Here is a 22,213-nt window from a genome sequence, read left to right on the forward strand (position 1 = left end):
GTGATGACGCAAACGACGGGTGATGACCCGAGGCTCGCTGGCGCAAGCTCGCGGCAGGCCGAGGTGTTGGCCGCCGTGACCGAGCGCGGCATGATCCGGGTGACGGAGCTGGCCGCGGAGCTTGGGGTCACCCCGGTGACGGTGCGGCGCGCTGTGGGCGAACTGGCCGATGCGGGACTGGTGCGCCGCGTGCATGGGGGTGCGACCGCCGTCGGCCCTCGCCCGAGCACCGCAGCCCGGCGGACCGGAACCTGGCCGGTGGCCGGATCCGCCGTCGGCAGCGGCAGCGCCGGCATGCTCGTGCCCTCGCTGGACTACTACTGGCCGGATGTGGCGCGCGGCGCGGAAGAAGAGGCGCAGCGCCTCGGGCTCCGCGTGACGCTGCGGGGGTCGGTCTATCACGCCCCGGACGAGCGCGGTGATGTGCAGCGGTTGATCGATGCGGGGGCGCGCGGACTCTTGATGGCGCCCACGTTGCGCGGCGCCGGAGGTGAGTTGATGCGGGAGTGGCTTGCTGAGGCGCCCGTGCCGGTGGTGCTGATGGAACGCACGGCGGCGGTCGGGGGCGTGCGGCGCAGCGTGGAGTCGGTGATCACCGATCACGCCGACGGCACTGCGATGGCCGTGCACCACCTCGTCGGGCTCGGACACCGGCGAGTCGGGGTGGCGCTGAGCAAGGACTCGCCCCACGTGCAGCAGATCCGCGCCGGATGGCGCGCTACCTGCGACGACCACAGTCTCGATTCCACCGGCGTGGTGGACCGGTCCATCCCGGATCGGCGCCAACCGGACTTCGAGGACGCGATCGATTCGATCATCGACGAGGTGGCGGCCACGGGCACCACCGCCTTGCTGGTGCACTCCGACCCCGAGGCGATCCGGCTGATTCAGCGTGCCGAGGAGCGCGGGATCAGCGTGCCCGGCGACCTCTCGGTGGTCTCCTATGACGACCAGGTGGCGGCGATGACCGCTCCTGCTCTGACCGCCGTCCGGCCGCCGCGGCGGACCATCGGACGGACCGCTGTTGGACTGCTCGCCGCCCGGATGGCCGACCCCGGCCGGCCGGTGCATCGGGTGCTGGTCAGCCCGACCTTGATGGTGCGCGACTCGAGCGGGCCGCCGAGCCCCTGACGGAAGACTCCGCTGTGCCCGTGGGTTGCCTGAGTGTCGTCCTGCGGCGAATCTGCGACATTCAGGGAACCCACGCGGCGACGGTCGACCTCAATTCGGGTGTCGCACGTCGACCACCACGCGCATGGGGTCAATCAAGGAGAACACGCGGAAGTTGGCGCGTTCGTGGCCGACGCCCAGGTGAAGGACGTGAGACCCGCCGGTCGGTTCCTGGTAGTCGATGTCGGTGATGGCGGCTCCGGGTGGGTCGACCTCGGGCGTCTCGGCCCAGACGCCATCGTCGGAGACGCGCGGGGAGGCGCCGATGATGGAGACTTGCAGGATGTCGGCGCCGGTGATGGGAATCTCCTCGCCCGTACCTTCCGTGCCCGCGCAGTCGACATACGCCACGTAGAGTCCCGGATCGCCGTTGTAGCCATGGGGAAGGGTGTACTCGGCGACGAACCGGTCGAACCCGTCGTGCCCCGCGGTCCGGAGCTCGACGAGCTCGAGACCACCGCCACTCTGTTCCTGAATCTGACTGGCATAGTCGTAGGGCACGAACTCGCCCGGCTCGGGTCTCGGCAGCGAGTAGTCCATGTCGTCGGCATAGGTGAGCTCGCCTCTGCACCCGGAGCCCGAGTCATCGGGAGTCGGAGCTGGTGTGGGCGGGTCAGCGGACTCCGGCTCCGCAGGTTCGGAGGATTCGCCCGGTGCGCCCGACGCGTCCGGCTCACTCGCAGTCGTGGGTGCTGTACTCGATGTGCCGGTACCTGCCGAGGGCGAGGAGTCATCCGATCCCGTGCACCCAGCCACCAGCGCTGCGGCTGCGGTGGCGGAGGCGATGAGCCCCACTCCGCGCGTGCCAATCCCCTTCGGCCGACCCCACATGGTCCCTAACGCTAGGCCGCTACGCCTGACCTGTCGACCGCCGCCCCGATCTCGCTACGCGCTTTCGCTCTCATCCGGGGAGCCGATCGGCCGGCGAGTCCGTCTCTCCCGAGGGACAGGTAGCTCGTCCACGTCGTCAGGCTCCCCCGGACAGTGGTTCCGGCTGCCGACCGAACTTCGTGGCGGCGACATAGGTAAGAAGCTGCGTCGGCGCTTGGAAGCTGGGTCGATCGGTTGCTGCCTGGTGCGAACACAGGGAACGTCTGGCAGCTGGCACTGCCGTACTGACCTCCCGCTACTCCGGCTCGTCCGTCGGCGCCAGGTAGGCGATCTCCGGCACCTCGTGGGTGCCCGCGTGATGCACCTGAACACCGGCCAGTCGCGCGCCAGCACCGGTGAGCTCGATCCGGATCCGGTGCGTGGTGACCGGCGGGTGGGCGTGAATGCGTCGGTGCCCGATGGTCCGCCCCTCGGCGAGCACGGGCCCCTCCGCTCCATCACCAGAGGTCCCGACGGCGACCGCCCGGTGCGCGCTCACCCGTTGCCCGTCGTTGAGGTACTCAGCCAGATCCAGGTGATCGAAGGTCACCGGAGCCTCGAAGACCACCTCCCAGACGCCGTCGGCGATCTGCGACAGCTCGCCCGGCACGGGCGAGGCGAACCGGCGGTCCAGCTCGGCGCGCCACTCCCGCAGGCGCGTCACATCGGCGTCGTCGATCAGGCCGCGCGTATCCGGCGGCACGTTCAGCAGCAGGTTCGCGCCCATCCCGACCGACCGGTAGTAGATCGCGAGCAGGTGGTCCACGCTCTTCGGCTCATCGTCGGCCGCCCAGAACCACCCCTGCCGGATCGAGACGTCTGCCTCGGGCGGTACGTATCTGGCCGCACCGAGGTCGATCACCGCGTCGGTGTAGTTGTCCAGGCTGGCGGAATCGACGGCGTAGCGCACCGGATCGCCAGCCAGACCGTCCTCGTTGCCGATCCATCGGATCGTGGGAGTGCCCATGTTGAACACCATCGCCCCGGGCTGCAGTTCGGCCGTCAGCGCCATGATCGACTCCCAGTCGTAGCTGCGCCCTGCGGACCCGGCACCGTCGAACCAGAGCTCCACCAGCTCGCCGTAGTTCGTGCAGAGCTCGCGCAGCTGAGCAAGATACAACGCGTCGTAGGCAGCTGGGTCCGGGTACTCGGGAGCGTGCCGATCCCACGGGGAGAGGTACAGCCCCAGCCCGATTCCTTGCTCCCGGCATGCCGCGGCCACCTCGGCCACCAGGTCTCCGCGGCCGTCGCGCCACGGCGAGGACGCCACCGAGTAGTCGGTGGTGGCGGTGGGCCACAGGCAGAACCCGTCATGGTGCTTGGCGGTGAGCACCACATACCGCGCGCCCGCCTCCGCAGCGGTGCGCACCCATTGGGCCGCATCCAGGCGCGTCGGCGCGAACGACTCGGCCGGCAGGGTGCCGTCGCTCCACTCCCTTCCCGCGAACGTGTTCACGCCGATATGGAAGAAGACCCCCAGCTCGAGCCCCTGCCAGGCCAGCTGAGCGTCGGTGGGTCGGGGCACACTGGGGGAATGAGCGATGAGTTTCGATGCGGTCACCGGTCTATCCCAGCATGAGAAACCTCACCGCGCCGACAGTGAACGACGCCCTCGCTCCGCACGTGGGCTCCGACAACATCCCTGGACTCACCTGGTCGGTCCGCGACCGGGACCAGGCGCTCACCGGAGCCCTCGGCCACCGCGACCTGGCCGGCGCCGAGCCGGTCCGGACCGACACGATTTTCCGGATCGCGTCGATGACCAAGCCGGTCACTGCACTCGTTGCCCTGATGCTCGTGGATGACCATGCCATCAGCCTGACCGACCCGGTGGATCCCTACCTTCCGGAGCTCGCTGACCGGCGCGTGCTCCGCCACCCGCATGCCGAGCTGGAGGACACAGTCCCGGCGGATCGACCGATCACGATGCTCGACCTGCTCACCAACACCTGCGGGTGGGGGATGGACTTCACCGACTTCTCGCCCACGCCGCTCGGCGCGGCATGGGCCGAACGTGGCGCCGCGCCCGGCCCGCCCGCTCCCGCGGGAGCGTTGCCAACGGACGAATGGCTGGCCGCTGCGAGCGACCTGCCGCTGCAGGCCCAACCTGGCCAGCGTTGGCTCTACAACACCTCCTCGGTGGTGCTCGGCATGCTGATCGAACGCGTCGCCGGGGCGCGGCTGGGTGAGGTGATGGCCGAGCGGATCTTCGCACCGCTCGGCATGACCGACACGGGTTTCCATGTGCCGCCTGAGAGCATGAGCCGCTTCGGTGCCTGTTTCGCTGTAGGCACCGACGTCTACGACCCGGCCGATGGTCAATGGGCTGCGCGACCCCCTGCCGACGGTGGCGACGCCGGCCTCGTCTCCACGGCGAGCGACTACGCACGGTTCACCGACCTGGTGCGCTCAGGGGGCGCCGTCGGCGATCAACGCGTGGTGAGCAACGATCTGGTGCGAGCCATGACCACGAACCAGCTCGATGCGGAGGTGCTCGCCCGGGGCGGTCCTGCCGCTGACGGCGGCTCGGGCTGGGGATACGGCTGCGGCGTGCTCACCCGGCCGGCCCCGAGCGGGCTTTCGGCGGGAAGTCACGGGTGGGACGGTGGCCTTGGCTCGCGCTGGTTCACCGATCCGGTCACCGACCGCACCGGGATCCTGCTCACGAACCGGATGTGGACCTCCCCCGAACCGCCGGAGGCGTTCCGGGCATTCGAGGAACTGCTCGGGAGCAGCTGAGCACGCATAGGTGCGAAAGCGTGCTCGAGATTCCGCTATCTCTGCAGGTACTGCGAGCGCTATGTTCTCACCATGCGGGACACACGGCGACGGAGATGGTCCCGTCAACACACAGGGGCGGCGGCCACGGCGGTGCTCATCGGAGCGTTCACACTCGCCCAGGCGCCGTCGGCAGCCGCCGACCCCGTGGGCGGCCTGGCCGAACTCGACGCTCTCCTCCTTGGCTGCGTCTCACCGACGACGGCGGAGCTCACCACCAGCATCAACGCCCCCGATGCGGAGCTGACGATCCCCTGTGACGTCAAGATCGACCTCGCTGGCTTCGACCTCGACGTGCGCAACATCGTGATCGAAGCGGGCCGGCAGCTGACCATCGACGACACCGCCGGTACCGACGGAACCCTGACGACCAGCTCCGGTGCGGTGACGATGCCCGGTATCCAGACCACTGGCGCCACGCTCGTGATCGACGCTGGTACCGTCAGCGCCACCGGTGGCAACAACGGTGGTGCCGGTATCGGCGGAGGGGTCGGTGAAGCCGGCGGAACGGTCATCATCAACGGCGGTTCCGTGGCAGCCAAAGGCTGGGAGAAGAACGCGGGGATCGGCGGCGGCAGTGGCGGCGCCGGCGGGTTCACCACAGTCAACGCCGGTATCGTCACCGCGACCGGTGGCAACGACGGTGGTGCCGGTATTGGCGGCGGCACCAACGGTGCCGGCGGCCTCACGCAGATCGACGGGGGCACAGTCACGGTCTCCGGCGGAACATTCGCGGCCGGGATCGGCGGCGGCTCCAACGGCGTGGGCGGAACCACCACGATCACCGGAGGCACCGTCGTCACCGAAGGTGGCGTCGACGGTGCAGGCATCGGCGGCGGCCCGCTCGCCGACGGCGGCACGACCGTGATCACCGCAGGGGACGTCACCGCATCTGGCGGCACGTTTGCGGCAGGCATCGGCGGCGGCTTCAGCGGCGCCGGGGGAGCGACCACGATCGGCGGCGGCACCGTCACCGCCCACGGCGGTGACCAAGGAGCCGGGATCGGCGGCGGTCGCGACGGTGCGGCCGGCACCACCATTATCACCGACGGCGCGGTCACAACCACCGGCGGAACCAACGGTGCGGGTATCGGCAGCGGGTTCGAAGGCCCCGGTGGTGGCGACATCGCGATCAGTGGCGGCGCCGTCACCGCAACCGGTGGGTCCAACGGGCCTGGAATCGGTAGCGGTACCAGCGGCGGGGTCCCCGGTCCGACGATCACGATCGGCGGTGGCGCCACCACCGCGACAGGCGGGACCTTCGGGGCCGGGATCGGGGGCGGCTTCGAGGCCCCGGTCGGCCCCATCGCGATCTCCGGTGGCTCCGTGGTGGCCGCCGGTGGCACGGAGGCCGCGGGGATCGGCGGGGGCTACAGCGGTGATGCCGGACCGCTCAACATCGAGGGCGGTACGGTGACCGCCACCGGTGGCATCGACGCGGCCGGAATCGGCGGCGGGATCGACGGCCTCGGTGGGGAGACGGTGGTCGGAGCGACTGCCGTGGTGGAAGCCAGTGGCGGTCACAGCGCGATCGGGGCGGGGACATTCGGCACGAGCTTCGGCACGCTGCACGTGGAGGGCACGCTGCGCGTGCCCACCGGCAATCTGGTGATCCCTAATACGGATCCGGCCGCGGAGGTCACGATCGGCGAGACGGGCCGGTTGGTGGGCTCTGAGGACCAGCCCGCCGTGGGTGCGGCGCTGCTCGGCACCGGTCAGATCGACAACGGCGGGGCCATCACGTTGACCGCCGACCTCGTACTCGATGGTGGCGTCACGGTGCTCGACCACCACTACGGCGTCGCCTTCGACACCGACGGTGGCACGTTGGTGGATCCGGTGACGGTCTTTGCGCCGTCCTTCGAGTCCGGCGCCCGTGCCTTGCCGGCCGATCCGGCACGTGATGCGGACGTCTTCAAGGGGTGGCGCACTGAAGCCGGGGGAGGTGGGGATCCGTTCTTCGCCGAGACCGTGCTGCCCGGCACCAGCCCTGACGGCACTGCGGTCGAGGTCCTCACCCATGCCTGGTGGGCGACCTCGCCCACACTGGCTACCGGCGTGCCCGACGACGCTGCCACGATCACTGCCGGTGAGTCGATCACCTTCACCCCGATCGTGACCGACGAGTTCGGCGATCCCTACCCGACCGACCCCGCCACGTGGACGCTGAGCGATGCCGGCGGCGCGGTGACGACGGCGGTGGACGCCGGCACCGGCGAGGTCACCATGACCTCCACTCTGGCCGGGGTGTACGAGGCCGAGCTCATCGTCCCCACGGCTGCGAGTGACCTGACCGGAACGATCACGCTCACCGTCGTGCCCGGTGCCACGGTCGGATTGATCCTGGTGGCATCGTCCCCCACCGTTGACCAGGGTGGGTCGGTCACGATCGCCGCCAGCGGCGTGGACCAGTTCGACAACTCCACAGGCGATGTGACCGATCAGACGACGTTCACTAGCGATGTCGACACCGACGTGGTGAGCGGCAACGAGATCACGTTCCCCGCCGCATCGGCGCACACGATCACCGCCGTCCATACCGGCGGTGCGCAGGCGACGATCGACATCATCGTCACCGCAGAACCGGTCACCCCATCGGAGGACCCGACCGAGCGAGGGTCAGACGGTGCGGACGGTCCGTTGCCCACCACGGGCACCGAGCTGTTCGTCGGGGCTTTCGGCGCCGCCCTCCTCATCGCCGCTGGCCTGATCCTGCACGCGGCTCGCCGCCCACGGCGGCGGTGACCGCCCGTCGTTGGCCGGAGGCTCACTGATCTCCTGACGACGTCCCCACGGCCTGCGGGGGTTACGCGCCCTGGGCCACGAGGCGGGGCGCACCCGGTCCCGACAGCAGGGCGTGGTCGAGCGGGCGGCCGCACGCGGCAAGTAGCAGATCGACTCCGGCGCCAGTCACCTCAGAACCGGTGCCCCAGCTGTGACCAGTCTCGACGTCGACCAGGCGCAGTCCATCGGTGCGCTCGCGGCTGCCACCGAACGAGGACGGTGTGCGGAGCTGATACTCCAGTGCATCCTGGATCGCGGCGCTCGGATAGTCGGCGGTAATACCCAGCGGACGGCGGATGTCCTCGCCGTGCACGATCGCCTCCACCAGGCGCGTGGCACGGTGTGCGGGTGGTGTCTTCCGTAGGTGGCTCGCGGCGCGGAAGTCAGCGAGGGTCTGGCCGGGGTCGGCGCGCCGGTAGCGCCGGACGCCATTCTCATTGGCTCGGTCGAAGTCACCCTTCGCACGCACCATCGACCAGACGAATGCGAGCCGGCCGACGCGTGCCGTCTCGAGGAGGTGGGCCAGCACATCGTGCACGGACCACCCCTCGCACAGTGACGGCGTCTCCCACTGGGGAGCCGTGAGCGCCGCGAGGTCATCGGCGAGTTGCCGTCGCTCCGCGTGCACCAGTTCCCAGATCTCCCTAGTCGTCAGACCCATCTCATCCACCTCATCGCCTCGCCTGGTACGTGCCGCTACACTAACAGTAGTGAACGCTATGAAAGCAAGAGCTAAAATGGCTTATGATGGGTCAATGAGTTCGCGCCGTACCTACAGTTCGTACAACGACGGCTGCGCCGCTGCGCACGCGCTCGATCTCATCGGTGAGAGGTGGGCGCTGATCGTGGTCCGGGAGTTGCTGCTCGGGCCCAAACGGTTCGCTGAACTGCAGCGCGATGTCGTGGGTATTAGTCCGACAGTGCTGTCGCAGAGACTTCGAGACCTGGAAGCTCACGGGATCGCAGAGCGTCGGACCCTTCCCGCTCCGGCACGGGTCGACGTCTACGCGCTCACGCCGTGGGGCGCGCGTCTCGAGGACGTCAACACCGCGTTGTCGATGTGGGCGTCCGAGTCCCCCGAGCTGGCCTGGGACGCAGACATGAGTCCGGACACTCTCGTTCTCGCGATGCGTGCCCACGCGCGCGGTGACGCCACCCTCGCCGAGCCCGTGACCGTCACACTCGCGCTCACGGACTCGCGACTCCTCGACAGTGATCCGGTGACCTACACCGCGCGCGTCACCGAGGACCTGACGACGATCGAGAAGGACCCAACGCCGGCACCAGCAGATGCGGAGGTGTCCGCGGCGACCTCCGACTGGAAGGCCTGCATCATCGGTGGCGCCACGCTCGAGATGCGTCCCATGATTCGGGCGGTGGGTTCTCGCACAGCGGTCGAGGCCCTCCTCCGGGCCACGGGGCTGGCCGCCGAACGCGGTGGGCTGGCTGGTGCGTCTGAGCGCGTCAGTGAGCAGGTCACGACGGCGGTCCGACCGCTCGTGTGAACCGGCTCGCCCAGGAGCGCATCACCTCGCGTACCTCGGCCGGTTCCACGGCGAGGATCTCCGCGCCGGCGTGCGCCAGAGAGAAGGCCATCCATTCCGGATCAATGCCCTCGGCGTGCACCCGGCAGCGCCCCGGCCCTGTCTCGGTGACCTCGAACCAGCGCCCGATGCGCTCGCGGACCTGATCGGCCTCGGCGGCCAACTCGGCGCTGACCTCGGGATGGCGATCAGATCGGCGCAGACTGTCGCGAACATAGGCGGCAGCATCACCGCCGGGCACCTCCCGCGGTCGGAACCGGTGGCCGGTCGGTTGCGGGTCGTCGAGCCGGTCCAGCCGGAAGCTGCGCCAGTCCGACCGGTCGAGGTCATACGCGAGCAGGTAGTACCGCCGCCCGACCGTGACCAGCCGAACAGGCTCGACCGTTCGATGACTGAGATGGCCGCTGGCACTGGTGTAGCCGAACCGCACCCGCTCAGCGTCCCGGCTCGCCTGGGCCAGCACCACGAGGGTCCCGGGATCGGTCACGTCCCGGACCGGGCCCGCCGGCCCCAATGTGACCGTGGCCGCACCGATCGCCTCGACCCGCCGCCGTAGCCGTTTCGGCAGCACTGGCACCACTGTGGCCAGGGCCCGCACGGAGGCGTCCGCCACCCCGGCCACGCTTGAGGTCGCCGCAGCTTGCAGTCCCACCACGAGGGCAACGGCTCCCTCGTCATCCAGCACCAGTGGCGGCATCGCCGCACCGGGTGCGAGTTGATAGCCGCCGCCCACACCGCGGTCCGCCTGAACCGGATAGCCGAGGTCTCGCAGTCGATCGACATCCCGGCGCAGCGTGCGAATCGACACCTCGAGGCGGTCGGCCAAGTCGTCGCCCGACCAGTAGCGATGCGTCTGCAGGAGCGACAACAGGCGGAGAGTGCGCGAGCCCGTACTCATGACATCGATCCTCCCGCGGATAGCGGCCAGAAACTGACACTAATGGCACCTAGCGTGGAGATACAGCCACTCCAAGCGGCAATCCGCTGCCGGATCGAAGGAGAATCATGAGCGAATCCACGATGGCCACCGTGACCACCGAACTGACCGGCGAGCGCGCCGACCTCTTGCAGGTCTTGAGCAATGCCCGGCACTTCCTGCGCTTCACTGCGCGTGACCTGACCGACGATCAGGCCCGCACTCGCACCACCGTGAGCGAACTGACAGTGGGAGGCCTCATCAAGCACGTCACCTCCGTGGAGGAACAGTGGCGAACGTTCATCCTGCACGGGAAGGCCGAGATGGACTGGGACGGTGCCGACTTCGCCAGCATCCCGCCGGACGTGCTTGAGGCGTTCGCGAGGGAGTTCCGGACGCTTCCCGAGGAGACGCTGGACGAGCTCCTCGCGCACTACGCCGAGACTGCCGCCCGTACCGACGAAGTGCTGGCGGACGTTGACCTCGACACGATCCATGAGCTGCCGAAGGCGCCCTGGTTCACCGACGCCACCTGGTCTGTGCGCCGCGCGCTCTTGCATATCGTGGCCGAGACCGCTCAGCACTCCGGCCACGCCGACATCATCCGCGAGTCCCTGGACGGGGCGAAGAGTATGGGATGAGCCAGTTCCTCGTGCCATCTGAACCCAGTTCTCGTGTGTGAACCCCTCACACGCTGGGTTCATACACGAAAACTGCGTTCAGATGCGGCGGGGCTGGTGGTCGGGTGCGGCGGGGCTGGTGGTCGGATGTGGCTGCTGGAGCTCAGCGCACCCCGGTGACCCCGAGGCTCGACGTGATCTGCTTCTGGAAAATGATGAACAACGTCACCAGCGGCGCGATCGCGATCGTGGTGGCCGCCATCACCAGCGTCCAGTTGCCCGCGTACTGGGTCTGCAGCGCGGCGGTGGCCACGGTGATGACGTTCCATTCTTCGGCCGGGGCGATGATCAGCGGCCAGAGGAAGTTGTTCCACTGGGTCACCACGGTGATGAGCAGCAGAGTGGCCAGGATCGGCTTGTTCATCGGCACCATGATCTGCCACAGGCGGCGCCAGATGCCGGCGCCGTCGATGGTCGCGGCATCCAGCACATCCGCGGGGGTGGACCGGAAATTCTCCCGGAGCAGGAAGATCGCATACGGGGAGCCGAACATGAACGGCAGCACCAAGCCGAGGAAAGTGTTCTTCAACCCGAGGGAGGTCATGATCGAGTACAGCGGGATGATGGTGACCACCGCAGGAATCATCAAGGTGGCGATGTACACCCAGAACAGTGTGTCCCGCCCGGGGAAGTCGAGCTGGGCGAAGGCGTAGGCGGCCAGGATGGAACAGACCATCTGACCGAGTACGAGCACCAGCACCACCTGTGCCGTGACGGCGATCGGCACCACGAAGTTGTACTGCTCGGAGAAGAGTGCGGTGAAGTTCTCTGCGGTGGCCGGGTCCGGCAGGCTCACCGGCCACGTCGTATTGAACTGACGGGAGGTCTTCAGCGAGGTGAGCAGCGAGAACAGGAACGGTCCGAGCATCAGGGCTGCACCCGCGATGAGGAACGCATAGGTCAGGCTGTTCGCGAGCAGCCGCGAGGCGCGTGCCGACGGCGTCCGGTTGCCTCCGGTGCGCCGCGTGGGCGTGGTCATTGGCTCGCCTCCCCTCATGACATGTCGTAGGTGATCCGGCGCCGGAAGTAGCGCTGCTGAATAAGGGTGATCGCCACGAGCACCAGGAAGAGCACCACGGCCATCGCCGCGGCCCGCCCCAGGCGCAGGTTCACGAACGCCTCGTCATAGATTCGGCTCGCGATCACATCAGTACGGAACGCGGGGCCGCCGCGGGTCATCGCATAGATGGAGTCGAACACCTGGAACGAGGCGATCACGGAGGTGACCGTGACGAAGAACATGGTGGGGCGCAGTAGCGGCAGCGTGATGGACCGCAGGGTCCGGACCTTGCCGGCGCCGTCGAGCATCGCCGCCTCGTACACCGCCACCGGGATCTGTTGCAGTCCGGCCAGGAAGAACAACGAGATGTATCCCACGGTCGTCCAGATCTGCACGAACACCACGGCGGGCAAGGCGAGTTGGGGGTCGGTGAGCCATTCCACCCGGCGCCCGATCAGCGCGTTCAGCACCCCGTAGGAAGGGTCCAAGATCCACTTCCACACCACACCCAGTGCCAACGGGGCGCTCACCCACGGCAGCACGTACAGCACCCGCAGCCAGCTCGTTCCGGGCAGGCCCCGGTTGACGGCGATCGCCAGCAACAGGCCGATCGCGATCGCCGTCGGGATGGACAGCACGGTGAACACGGTGGTGACCCACAGCGAGTTCGCGAACCGCTCCGAGGTGAGGAGGTACTGGTAGTTCTCCAGGCCCACCCATCGAGCGGGCGAGATCAAGTCCCATTCCATCAGGGAGAGCCCCAGCACCACCAGCACCGGTAGAAGGAGGAACCCGCCCACGCCGACGAAACTCGGCAGCAGCATCGCGTAGGCCGCTCGGGCCTCGTGCCGCCGTCGTGCGTTCACCCGCGCTCCTCTCGCTATGTGCCTGCGGTGAGCCTAGACGAGGTGACCGAGCGAACATGTGCGACCACCAGTGTCGATGGAGCGCGGTGTGGTTACGATGAGCGCGCGCGCCCCCCGCGAACTTGTGTGAGGTCGATCACTATGACGTCACAGAACGGCACCTGGTGCGTGACGTCTCACGACGGCTCCGGGTGAGTCCGGCAACCGTCGACACGAGCGCGCGACGAGCGTGCGCTCACGTTCAGGCTCGGGGAATCATGAACAACTCACAACACGGTGGGAGTGCTGCGTTCGAGGAGCAATCTGACGACGAGTTACTCGCGATGGTGCGTGCCGGCGACACTGCGGCGTATTCCGCGCTCTATCGCCGCCACCTCCATGCCGCAGTCCGACTGGCACGGCGGTTCGCTCCTGCGCACGATGCGCAGGATGTGGTTCAGGAAGCGTTCCTGAGGATTCTCAAGGTCATCCACAACGGCGGGGGACCGAGGGAAGGATTTGTGGGGTACCTCATGCGTGCTGTGCGCAACGAGTTCACTGACCGGTCTCGGCGCCCGAAGGAGGTTCCGGTCGACGATGTCGAAGCGACGACGGCGCCGGGTGAGCATGTAGTTCTCGACGGCATCGACGAACTGCTCGATCGGGGCCTCGTGACTGAGGCCTTCAGCGCGCTGCCGAAGAACTGGCAGGAAGTGCTATGGCTGACCGAAGTCGAGGGCCGGACGCCGCGCTCCCTGGCAGCACATCTCCGCCAGAGTCCGAACGCCGTGGCGCAACTCTCCCGCCGGGCGCGCGAGGGCTTGCGGACCGCGTGGCTGCAGGCGCATGTCAGTGTTGCCTCCGCGGATGAACGATGCCGGCAGAGTGCCGGCTTGCTCGGTGAGTACGAACGCGGCCAGCTCAGCCCCACTCGGTCCGCCCGAGTGGAGGCGCACCTGGAAACCTGTGCCAGTTGTACCCTCGCGCTGGAGGAATTGCGGGACGTCTCGACCCGGATGCGGGGACTGCTGATCCCGGTCGTTCTAGGTTCGCCGAGCCTTCTGGGCAGCCTCAGCGACGCCGTGGTCGGGTCCGGACCCAGCGCTGGTGCCGGTGGCCCGCCCGCCGGTGCGACGGCGGCCGCCACCGGGGTGCTCACAGTCGGCGGCGCCGGTGCGGCGCATGCCGCGCAGGGTGCAGGGGGTGCCGGGGTGGTGGCGCATGCCGCGCAGGGTGCAGGGGGTGCCGGGGCGGCGGCGCATGCCGCGCAGACCGCAGGAGCGGCTCCAGCCTTCCTGCCGGGCTGGCTACGCCACCCTGGTGCTGCCCGCCGGTGGTCGATCACTGTGGCCGCGGCAGTCGTGGCGGTGATCGTGGCGGTGATCGTTGCCACCGGTGATCCGCGTGAGGACGACAGGACGGGCGAACCTCCCGATCACGCCGCGCCTGCGGCCCCTTCGCCAGACGACAACCCCGTCGGCGACGACGAGCGTGAAGCGACTGCTGAGCCGACGCCGCCAGCTGAATCGCCGGACGGGTTCCCCGGCAACGACGAGTCTGAGACCACTGAGTCCGGCACCTCCTCGAGGCCACCTCGGATCGACACCGCCGCACCGGGTCCACGGCAGCAGCAGCGGGATCCTGATCCGGCCTCGGGACCGGTCACCCAGCCGGCTCCGGAACCAACCCCCGATCCCGATCCCACTCCAGACCCCGATCCCACTCCAGACCCAGACCCGACGCCAGACCCAGACCCGACGCCGGACCCGCCGACCGTGACTGCGCCTGCCGGGGGCACCTATGCGTTCCCCGTCGCACTGGCGGGTACGGCGGAGCCGGGTGCCCTCGTCCGAATCCTCAACGATGCGGGCGTCGAGGTCGGTTCGACCACGGCCGCAGCGGATGGCACCTGGACGATGTCCCCCACTCCGGGGCAGCCAGACGTCGCCACCAGCTATCACGCTGTCCAAGAGGTCGAAGGCACCGCGTCCGCGCCGAGCTCATCCACCGAGCCGTACACCTTCAGTGCCCCGGTGATCCTCCAGCCCGCGGACGGGTCCACGGTGGGGCGCGTGGCTGCGGGCGGCGGCGAGCTGACCGTGTGGGTGCGGATCGCCGTGCCCGCCGGCCATGGGTACGAGGTGCTCGTCGCGGGCGAGCCCACGTACTTCCCGCCGGCCGCGACTGATCGGGAAGTCGACCATTTCATCCCCGCGGATGCGGGGGAGCACACCTACGGAACGCGCTTCAGCGATCCGGACACGGGCGAGATTGGCGCACTACGCGAAACGACTTTCACCGCGATGTGAGCACATGCCGGTGCGCGGTGACCCGCCTGTGACGAGCGTCACGCACTTGTTGGCGTCATGACTGGGCCGGTGCTGCGTGTGAGGTGTCAGAGCGCCCCTGCAGTTCTCGATGGGGGCGCACCGACCTCCCATTGAACGGAACCCGTCGTGTCCAGAACTCGCGCACTTGTCCTCGCCGGCATCTCGATCGTGGTGGTGCTGCTCGCCATCCCGGCCGTGGGGCCCTACGCGCTGAGCCCGTGGAGCCGGCCGGACCCTGGACCGGCAACCGACGCGCAGACGGAGGCGCTTTCCTGGTCCGTTTCCCTCGACGACGCCTCCAGCAATCTGTGGGAGTCCTTCCCGGTGACGATCACCTGGTCGGATCCGGCCGCCCGGACCGGTGACGGATTCTCGCTCACGCTCCCGGCCGAACTGATACCGCTCAGCGATGGCTTCGACGTACGCACAGCAACGGGCGAGACCGTGGCGAGGGCCGCCGTCGACGATCAATCGCTCACCGTGACCTACACGGAGGCCGCTCTCGAACACGGCACGATCACTGGCACCGGATCGTTCATGGCCGGTTGGGACGACACCCTGGTCGGCGCGGGTGAGGACGTGACGCTGGTGTTCGCCGGGCCGGCATCCTCGGCCGAGGCAACCGTCCGCATCCCGGCGGATCGCGTGGATGCGGGGGAGCCACGCCTCTACGGCTACTGGCGCGACCGGGCCCACGAAGATCGGGTGGCGGCGGCGAACGCCCTGCAGTGGCGGTTCGTCACGCCGGTGGGGCCGCTGAGCGAGACCTCCGTGGAGGTCGAACTCTCCGACGGCCACCGCCTGAACTGTGCGGAGATCTCCGGGCGCCTGCAGACCTCCTTCGCCACCAACGGTGACGTGATCGACGCCCACGATCTGCCTGCCGACTCCTTGAACGTGCTCTCGTGCAACTCCTCTGGTTTCACCCTGGACCTGCCGAACGTCGCTGCCGGCACCGCGCTGATGGTGCAGTACTCAAGCACTGTGACCGACGCGGCCGCGCAGAGTTACACCGCCTCCGCGCGGGCAACGATCGACGAACGCACCCATGAGTTCACCAGCACCATCGAGCGCACGATCGGCGCGGGCACCGGTCACGGTGCTATGACCCACGAACCCACCGCAGCTCCCGGTCCTCGTACCCAACCGCCGGCCAGCGGCGCGCTCGGGTGGATCCCCGTCACGGCCCTGACGCTCCTCGGCGCGGCGGGCCTCCTGTACCGGATCACGCGCAGAGCGCGCTGATCCACCGGTGCGGCCCGCGTTTTCTCCCCCGGTGCGCGGGCCGCACCACCTCCACGCTCCATCCATCCCCATCCACCTGTGGTGCGCCGTTCCCGCACCGTCCGAAAGAAGCAGACGAACTCATGCATCATGTCCTGACCCTGATCCTCTCGATCGTTCTCCTGAGCGTGGTGCTCACTCAGGGTGACTGGATTGCCCGGCACGTCCGGCACGCACCCGCGGTACGTGCCGCAGCGGTCACCATCGTGGCCGTCCTCGTTCCCGCCAACGCCCAGGCCCTGTGGTTCGCGCCCGGCTCCCCATTCGCCGTCGGTGTTGCCGTGGCCTCGGTGGCCCTGCTGATCGGCTACGCCGGTGCCGTGGTGCTGCTCCGGTTCGCCACCGCACCAGTCAAGGCCCCTCGTCGGATTCTGGCGATCGGCGCACACCCCGACGACCTCGAGCTGGCCTGCGGTGGTGCCCTGGCCAAATTCGTCGATGCCGGTCACGACGTTCACGTGCTGGTGATGAGCCAGGGCTCAGTCGGCGGAGATGAGGGTGAGCGCATCCTCGAGGCCCGCCGGGGAGCCACCTTCCTCGGCGCCCAGAGCGTGGTGGTGCACGACTTCCCGGACACGATGCTCCAGGAGGTCACCCAGGGGCTGGTCATGGCCATGGAGGCAGCGATTGAGGAGATCGCCCCGGATGTGATCCTGACTCACTCCGCGCATGATCAGCACCAGGACCACGCCGCCGTTCACGCCGCGACGCTGCGTGCGGCCCGGCAGCACTCCACGATCCTGTGCTACGAATCGCCCTCGGTCACTCGTGACTTCAATCCGAGCGTGTTCATCGATATCGCCGATTACGTTGACATCAAGGTCCAGGCGGTGCGTATGCACCGCAACCAGTCCGGCAAGCCGTACATGAGTGCCCAGCGGTTGCGAGGGATGGCCACATTCCGCGGCTCCCAGGCCAAGCGTGAGTTCGCCGAAGCGTATGAGCCGGTCCGGCTCCTCGGCTCCGCGGTGGGAGACCTGTGATGCGCGTGCTCGTCACGGGAGCCGGCGGTCCGGCCGGCCGCGCGGTGACCACGCTGCTGCACGCCCGCGGTGTGGACGTCGTCGCGGCGGATATGGCACCGGTGGCGGGTGCACCCGTGCCGGTGTCCCGGGTACCGGCGGCGGCCGACCCGGCATTCCTTCCTGCCTTGCGTGAGCTGGTGCGGGCGGAGGGCATTGGGCTCGTGGTGCCGACGGTGAGTGAGGAACTTCCGGTGATCGCCGCTGCCGCCGCTGAATGGGTCCACGGGTGCGAGGTGGTGATCGCTGGCGCCGACGCTGTGGCGGTGGCGGACGACAAACTCCGCACCGCCGAGGTGCTTCGCGCCGCCGGCGTGCCGGTCCCTCGTTTCGCGCGGCCGGAGCAGTTCGCCTCAGTGGGAGATGCCACGGCGCTCTGGGGGGTACCCGTGGTGGTGAAGCCGCGGATCTCTCGCGGGGGACGGGGTGTGCAGACTGTCTCCTCCGACCGCGATGTCTCGTGGCCAACCGTCTCGGCCGATCACATCGTCCAGGAGTTCGCCCCAGGGGTGGAGTACGCACCGATGGTCTTCCGCCCACGCGGGACCGGCGCTCAGGGGGTCACAGTGGTGCTGGAGAAGGTCTCGCTGGCCGGCGGCCACATCGGCAACGCCACTGCGGTACGCCGTGTGGAGGCTCCCGATGTGGCCGAGGTGGCATGGCGCGCCGTGGCGGCTCTCGGACTGACCGGGCCCGTCGATGTGGACGTACGCCGGGATGTTCTGGGGCGACCGGTGGTGCTCGAGGTGAATGCGCGATTCGGGGCGAACAGCACGGCGGCACCGGAGGTCCTGGAGGCGATGCTCGCCGAACGCGGGCTCGCCGTGGGAAGTGAGGCGTGAACGTGCCCATCGGGATCGACGGACTCGGCGCCGTGGCGGCCACGGTGTTGTTCTGGGGCGGCCTGGCGTTGATGGTCTTCGGGATCATCAAGCTTGTCGCGGTGCCGTTGGCGGTGGCTTTCGAATGGCGGGAGAGCCGCCGGCGGCGACGCGGTCATCACACCCTGCTGGATGAGCGGCCCTGGGTATCGGTGATCGTGCCCGCCTACAACGAGGGCCCCGTGCTCGCCAACTGCGTGCGGTCGCTGGTCGCGAGCGATTATGACCGGATCGAGGTGGTGATCGTCGACGACGGATCCACGGACGATACCCCCCAGGTGGCGGCGGCGCTGGCCGCGAGGTATGCCCAGGTCCGGTCGGTGCGGCAGGAGAATGCCGGGAAAGGTGCTGCGCTCAACCGGGGCATCGCCGTGTCCACCGGGGAGGTGCTGTTCTTTGTCGACTCCGACGGGATCTTCGCCCCAGGGTCCGTGGCGGAGATGCTCCGCGGTTTCAATCACCCGGACGTCGGTGCCGTGTGCGGTGACGACCGCCCGGTGAACCTCAACCGCATCCAGACGCGGCTACTCGCCGTGCTCTCCCACGCCGGCACAGGTCTGGTGCGGCGCGCGCTGACCATGCTCGGTTGCCTTCCGATCGTCTCGGGAAATGTGGGGGCGTTCCCGCGTGCTGTGCTCGAACAGATCGGCGGATTCGACGAAACCACTGTGGGCGAGGACCTGGAACTGACCTGGCGGGTTCACCGAGCCGGGTTCCGGGTGGTGTTCCAACCCCGGGCGCTGGTCTATGCGGAGTCGCCATCGACGCTGCGCACGCTCTGGCGCCAACGCGTCCGCTGGGCACGCGGTCTGCTCCAGACGATGCGCATCCACGCCTCGATGATCGGAAACCTGCGCTATCGCACTTTCGGTGCGTACCTCGTGGTGAACACCTTGACCATGGTGGTCATGCCCCTGTTGCAGCTGCTCGTCCTGGCCTCGCTGCCACTGGTTGCCGTGACCGATCAGTTCCCCGTGGAGCGCTCCGTTCTCGGCGTACTCGGATGGCTGGGTATTGCTCTGTCCCTGGCCGTGGTGAGTTTTGCTGTGCTGCTGAACCGCGCCGCGCGCGACCTTCGGCACCTCTGGACGTTGCCGTTGTGGCCGATCTACTCCACTGCGCTGGCAGCCGTGATGGCGTGTGCGTTGTGGAAGGAGGCCAGGGGTGGTCCCGCGTCCTGGAACAAGATGGTGCGCACCGGCGTGGTGAGCGTGGCCGAACTAGGAGTGGGTTCGACCGGTGACACCGGCACCGACCAGTCCCTTGGCGTCGCGGCCGAGGCGCCGTTCGCGACGATGCGGCAGGTCGGGATGACGATCCCCGCTGCTCCGGCTGCTCGCCGTGCACCGCGGCACCGTGCCACTCCGGCTACGGCGGTGGCCGTCCGGGACGTCCACACGTGGATAGACTCTCCATGGAACGGATGTGAACGCTCTCCCTCTGTGCTGGGCGCACTGCCGGGAGGCGGACTTTTGGCACAGCGAAGTGAGGTTTCCTGATCTGATGGACGGCGGTCCCGCAGCCCACCAGCGCTCGTCGCTGATATCGGTGCTGGGGCACCTCGGCCCTGGATCAGTGGCCTTGATCAGCGGCCCGTACGGCAGCGGCCGGGCCACGGTCGTACGTCAGTGGTTGGCCGCGCGGGGTTACCGAGCGCTGTGGTGGAGTACTGCGCGTGCGGTGCCCCGGGATGCCGAGGCAGCCGACTGCGGGTCTCCCGATGTGGTGGTCGTGCGATTGCACGACGGCGGAGCGCACGATGTGGAGTCGATCCGCGCCTGCCGTCGATGCTGGCCGACGGCGATCCTTGCGGTCGTCAGCCCGTATGGCTGGCCGGAAGGTCTGCGCTCCGGCTCCCTTCGGCCCGAAGTGGCCATCGTGGCGCACGACCTTGCCTTCACCGCCGAGCAGACCGCCGCATGGGCGGACGAGATCGGTGTGAACGTGTCATTGACGCAGGCGGCCGAGATCGTTGCTGCGACCGGCGGGTACTCCGTGGCCGTTGACGCTGTGGTGCGCAGAGCGGCAGCACATGGCGGGTATGACTCTCAGTCTCTCGCCCGAGGCTGTGATGATGCGGTGGCCGAGCTTTCCGCCGCCGCATCGGCTGGGGTGGTGCCCTGGGACCTCTGGGAGGTCTCCCTCCTCGCGGCACAGGGTGGGACTCTCTCCGCCGGGTCGATGGAGTCGTTGTGGGGGCGCCCTCATGATGGCATGGCCGCACTGCGCGTCATGCGGGACGGCGGTGTGATCGCAGAGGCGGCTGCCGGACGTCTGGCGCTCGCTCCAGCAATCCGGGCCGCATGTCAGCGCAGGCTCAGTACCGATGTGCCCACTGCGCGCCACTGGCAGATCGTCGAACCCTTGCTGGATGGGTGGGCCGTAGCGGGGCATCTCGACGATGCCGCGGCGATGATCGACACTCCTGCCTTCGACGGGGCGCGAGCCGAGCTGATGGCCAGGCACTGGGAGCACCTCGCCGAACTTCCTGTTGCCGTGGTGCGCGAACGGCTCACCCGGCTGGGCCCTAATCCCGATCCTCACCTCCTGGTGGCGCTGGTTCGGGCGCTCATCGACGTCACCCATGAAGGGCACACCGGTGCGATAGCGCCCGCTGATCAGGACCGGGCTGCAGCCCTACTTGCCACGGCGGAATCGGCGCGAGACCTCAGCGGCGCGGGCAGGGCGATGACCACGGCGCTGCATGCTGTGAGCCTTCGGGCGGCTGGCCGCCACGATCGGGCCCATGCGGTGGGTGAACGCGCGCTGGCGGATCCGGCGCTGTCCGCCGGCACTCGTGCGGCGGTGCTGTTGCAGGCGGGACTGAGTGCCATGTGCGTCGGTGCGCTGCCGACGGCGGCCGAACGGTTCGTCGCGGCCGTTCAGTTCGCACGTGAGGCCGGTCAGGCGCGGATCGGGCAGATGGCCGCGGAGCTTGAGGAATTGGTCCACACTCTCGGTGCGGATCCCACTGCGTGGTGGCGGCACTCCCACGCCGGGATCGCGGGTACGGCTCCGGTGTGGCCGAAGGTCGCCCGGCTCGTCGAGTTGATTCGAGCCGTGCGTGCGGTCGATGTGGATACCTTGCTTGAGTTGCGTGCCGACGACGTCGGTGCCGTGACCGTGGCGGATCCTGTGGTGCTGGACCTGTTCGGGTGGTGCTTTCACGCGATGGCGCTGGAGTTGCTGGGGCGTCCGCACGTCGCGCTGACCCACACCGAGATGCTCCAGACGGCACTCGCTGATCACGAGCTCTCCGGTTTCGAGCGGCGGATGCTCGTGGTCGCCCAGGCGGAGGCACTGGCCGCGACCGGGCAACCGAGCGTCACGCTGGAGGTGCTGGCCGAGCACTATGCCGATCCGGAGGACCTGTACGACGTGGAGTTGCTGCGCGCTCGTGCCGAGATTGCCAGCGGGGAGCATGCCGGGGCCCTCGCCCGGCTCCAGCGCACCATCAAGGGCCACAACGGTCGCATCGGTCGTCATACCGCGTGGGGGAACGTGTTGCTCGCGATGGCCCATCGTGGCCTGGGCCAGGATCGGGAATCGGACCGCTGGTTGGAGGCCGCGCTGGCGACTGGAGCGCGGAACGGGCAGCGGCAGCCATTCGCACGGCAGGGACGCGAGGAACTCTCCCAGTTGATCATGCAGGCGGATGGGCTGGAGCTGGACCCGTTGCCCCGCCGGTTCACGGCTGAATTGGTCAGCATGCGTGACGCTCTGCGCGCCGCCACTGCACCGGTGGCGCTGACCAATCGCGAGCAGCTGTTGCTGGCGCACCTCGTGCGGACCGAAGGCGTGCGCCGGCTCGCCGGCGAGTTGCATGTCTCGCCGAACACGGTCAAATCCCAGCTGAGGATGCTCTACCGCAAGCTGGAGGTGTCGTCTCGCTCCGAGGCGATCCGGGTGGCCCACGCCATGCGCCTGGTGTCCGATGCGTGATCAGGATCATCCCACGCTCTGATCAACCCGGTTTCACCCTCGCTTCACCCTCGTTTCACCCCGCCTTCACCCCGGGCGGCTCTGGTGCCACTCCTCACGGACCAGTTGGATGGCGGTTGGGTGGCTGCACCGCGCCGCCCACGATGGCGCCTTCGGGCGCGTGGGAG

General features: G+C 68.6%; 17 protein-coding genes. 11 read left to right on the plus strand and 6 right to left on the minus strand.

Annotated elements, in window-relative coordinates; all coding sequences use genetic code 11:
* Window positions 1-3 precede the first annotated feature (3 nt).
* Complete coding sequence (locus LQF10_RS01290; protein WP_231065706.1) at window positions 4-1,131, plus strand: LacI family DNA-binding transcriptional regulator; 1,128 nt, start codon at window positions 4-6, stop codon at window positions 1,129-1,131.
* Window positions 1,132-1,221: 90 nt separating this feature from the next.
* Here LQF10_RS01290 and LQF10_RS01295 read toward each other — a convergent pair whose 3' ends face one another.
* Window positions 1,222-1,710 carry an AMIN-like domain-containing (lipo)protein gene (locus LQF10_RS01295; protein WP_231065707.1) on the minus strand — a complete coding sequence of 163 codons (489 nt, stop codon included), beginning with the start codon at window positions 1,708-1,710 and terminating at the stop codon, window positions 1,222-1,224.
* Window positions 1,711-2,296: 586 nt separating this feature from the next.
* Window positions 2,297-3,601 (minus strand): alpha-L-fucosidase, encoded by a 1,305-nt coding sequence (locus LQF10_RS01300; protein WP_231065708.1) that lies wholly within the window; start codon window positions 3,599-3,601, stop codon window positions 2,297-2,299.
* Between the two features lie 14 nt (window positions 3,602-3,615).
* On the opposite strand from LQF10_RS01300, the gene LQF10_RS01305 reads away from it, so the two are divergent.
* Complete coding sequence (locus LQF10_RS01305; protein WP_231065709.1) at window positions 3,616-4,779, plus strand: serine hydrolase domain-containing protein; 1,164 nt, start codon at window positions 3,616-3,618, stop codon at window positions 4,777-4,779.
* 72 nt (window positions 4,780-4,851) lie between these two features.
* Entirely contained in the window at window positions 4,852-7,563 is a 2,712-nt protein-coding gene (locus LQF10_RS01310) for a beta strand repeat-containing protein (protein WP_231065710.1), read from the plus strand.
* Window positions 7,564-7,624: 61 nt separating this feature from the next.
* On the opposite strand, the gene LQF10_RS01315 is transcribed toward LQF10_RS01310, so the two are convergent.
* Entirely contained in the window at window positions 7,625-8,263 is a 639-nt protein-coding gene (locus LQF10_RS01315; protein WP_231065711.1) for a maleylpyruvate isomerase family mycothiol-dependent enzyme, read from the minus strand.
* Between the two features lie 94 nt (window positions 8,264-8,357).
* Here LQF10_RS01315 and LQF10_RS01320 point away from each other — a divergent pair, with 94 nt between their 5' ends.
* The gene (locus LQF10_RS01320) at window positions 8,358-9,107 is read left to right on the plus strand and encodes a winged helix-turn-helix transcriptional regulator (RefSeq protein WP_231065712.1); all 750 of its coding nucleotides are present in this window, start codon (window positions 8,358-8,360) and stop codon (window positions 9,105-9,107) included.
* Here LQF10_RS01320 and LQF10_RS01325 read toward each other — a convergent pair.
* Window positions 9,079-10,044 (minus strand): helix-turn-helix transcriptional regulator, encoded by a 966-nt coding sequence (locus LQF10_RS01325; RefSeq protein WP_231065713.1) that lies wholly within the window; start codon window positions 10,042-10,044, stop codon window positions 9,079-9,081. The two genes, LQF10_RS01320 and LQF10_RS01325, sit on opposite strands and share 29 nt — an antisense overlap.
* A 107-nt stretch (window positions 10,045-10,151) precedes the next feature.
* Here LQF10_RS01325 and LQF10_RS01330 point away from each other — a divergent pair, with 107 nt between their 5' ends.
* On the plus strand, window positions 10,152-10,703 hold the full coding sequence (locus tag LQF10_RS01330; RefSeq protein ID WP_231065714.1) for a DinB family protein: 552 nt from the start codon (window positions 10,152-10,154) through the stop codon (window positions 10,701-10,703).
* Window positions 10,704-10,845: 142 nt separating this feature from the next.
* Here the strand turns inward: LQF10_RS01330 and LQF10_RS01335 are convergent, their stop codons facing one another.
* Window positions 10,846-11,721, minus strand: coding sequence for a carbohydrate ABC transporter permease (locus LQF10_RS01335; RefSeq protein ID WP_231065715.1), 876 nt, complete (start codon window positions 11,719-11,721; stop codon window positions 10,846-10,848).
* A gap of 14 nt (window positions 11,722-11,735) precedes the next feature.
* Window positions 11,736-12,608 (minus strand): carbohydrate ABC transporter permease, encoded by an 873-nt coding sequence (locus LQF10_RS01340; RefSeq protein ID WP_231065716.1) that lies wholly within the window; start codon window positions 12,606-12,608, stop codon window positions 11,736-11,738.
* 257 nt (window positions 12,609-12,865) lie between these two features.
* Here LQF10_RS01340 and LQF10_RS01345 point away from each other — a divergent pair, with 257 nt between their 5' ends.
* The 6 genes from LQF10_RS01345 (at window position 12,866) to LQF10_RS01370 (ending at window position 22,046) form a co-directional block, all read left to right on the plus strand.
* Window positions 12,866-14,896 (plus strand): sigma-70 family RNA polymerase sigma factor, encoded by a 2,031-nt coding sequence (locus tag LQF10_RS01345; protein ID WP_231065717.1) that lies wholly within the window; start codon window positions 12,866-12,868, stop codon window positions 14,894-14,896.
* Between the two features lie 147 nt (window positions 14,897-15,043).
* Window positions 15,044-16,162 carry an Ig-like domain-containing protein gene (locus tag LQF10_RS01350; protein ID WP_231065718.1) on the plus strand — a complete coding sequence of 373 codons (1,119 nt, stop codon included), beginning with the start codon at window positions 15,044-15,046 and terminating at the stop codon, window positions 16,160-16,162.
* Between the two features lie 122 nt (window positions 16,163-16,284).
* Complete coding sequence (locus tag LQF10_RS01355; RefSeq protein ID WP_231065719.1) at window positions 16,285-17,184, plus strand: PIG-L deacetylase family protein; 900 nt, start codon at window positions 16,285-16,287, stop codon at window positions 17,182-17,184.
* Window positions 17,184-18,065, plus strand: coding sequence for an ATP-grasp domain-containing protein (locus LQF10_RS01360; protein WP_231065720.1), 882 nt, complete (start codon window positions 17,184-17,186; stop codon window positions 18,063-18,065). The genes LQF10_RS01355 and LQF10_RS01360 overlap by 1 nt, the downstream gene beginning before the upstream one ends.
* Window positions 18,062-19,603, plus strand: coding sequence for a glycosyltransferase family 2 protein (locus tag LQF10_RS01365; RefSeq protein ID WP_231065721.1), 1,542 nt, complete (start codon window positions 18,062-18,064; stop codon window positions 19,601-19,603). The genes LQF10_RS01360 and LQF10_RS01365 overlap by 4 nt, the downstream gene beginning before the upstream one ends.
* A 4-nt stretch (window positions 19,604-19,607) precedes the next feature.
* Window positions 19,608-22,046 (plus strand): LuxR C-terminal-related transcriptional regulator, encoded by a 2,439-nt coding sequence (locus LQF10_RS01370; RefSeq protein ID WP_231065722.1) that lies wholly within the window; start codon window positions 19,608-19,610, stop codon window positions 22,044-22,046.
* Window positions 22,047-22,213 lie beyond the last annotated feature (167 nt).

Origin of the sequence: Ruania halotolerans, assembly GCF_021049285.1 — a bacterium.
Lineage (GTDB): Bacteria > Actinomycetota > Actinomycetes > Actinomycetales > Beutenbergiaceae > Ruania > Ruania halotolerans.

Bases quoted from the DNA above. Each gene is read 5' to 3' on its own strand.
- LQF10_RS01290 (WP_231065706.1), top strand. From the start codon at position 4: ATGACGCAAACGACGGGTGATGACCCGAGGCTCGCTGGCGCAAGCTCG.
- LQF10_RS01295 (WP_231065707.1), bottom strand. From the start codon at position 1,710: ATGGACTACTCGCTGCCGAGACCCGAGCCGGGCGAGTTCGTGCCCTAC.
- LQF10_RS01305 (WP_231065709.1), top strand. From the start codon at position 3,616: ATGAGAAACCTCACCGCGCCGACAGTGAACGACGCCCTCGCTCCGCAC.
- LQF10_RS01310 (WP_231065710.1), top strand. From the start codon at position 4,852: ATGCGGGACACACGGCGACGGAGATGGTCCCGTCAACACACAGGGGCG.
- LQF10_RS01315 (WP_231065711.1), bottom strand. From the start codon at position 8,263: ATGGGTCTGACGACTAGGGAGATCTGGGAACTGGTGCACGCGGAGCGA.
- LQF10_RS01320 (WP_231065712.1), top strand. From the start codon at position 8,358: ATGAGTTCGCGCCGTACCTACAGTTCGTACAACGACGGCTGCGCCGCT.
- LQF10_RS01325 (WP_231065713.1), bottom strand. From the start codon at position 10,044: ATGAGTACGGGCTCGCGCACTCTCCGCCTGTTGTCGCTCCTGCAGACG.
- LQF10_RS01330 (WP_231065714.1), top strand. From the start codon at position 10,152: ATGAGCGAATCCACGATGGCCACCGTGACCACCGAACTGACCGGCGAG.
- LQF10_RS01335 (WP_231065715.1), bottom strand. From the start codon at position 11,721: ATGACCACGCCCACGCGGCGCACCGGAGGCAACCGGACGCCGTCGGCA.
- LQF10_RS01345 (WP_231065717.1), top strand. From the start codon at position 12,866: ATGAACAACTCACAACACGGTGGGAGTGCTGCGTTCGAGGAGCAATCT.
- LQF10_RS01355 (WP_231065719.1), top strand. From the start codon at position 16,285: ATGCATCATGTCCTGACCCTGATCCTCTCGATCGTTCTCCTGAGCGTG.
- LQF10_RS01360 (WP_231065720.1), top strand. From the start codon at position 17,184: ATGCGCGTGCTCGTCACGGGAGCCGGCGGTCCGGCCGGCCGCGCGGTG.
- LQF10_RS01370 (WP_231065722.1), top strand. From the start codon at position 19,608: ATGGACGGCGGTCCCGCAGCCCACCAGCGCTCGTCGCTGATATCGGTG.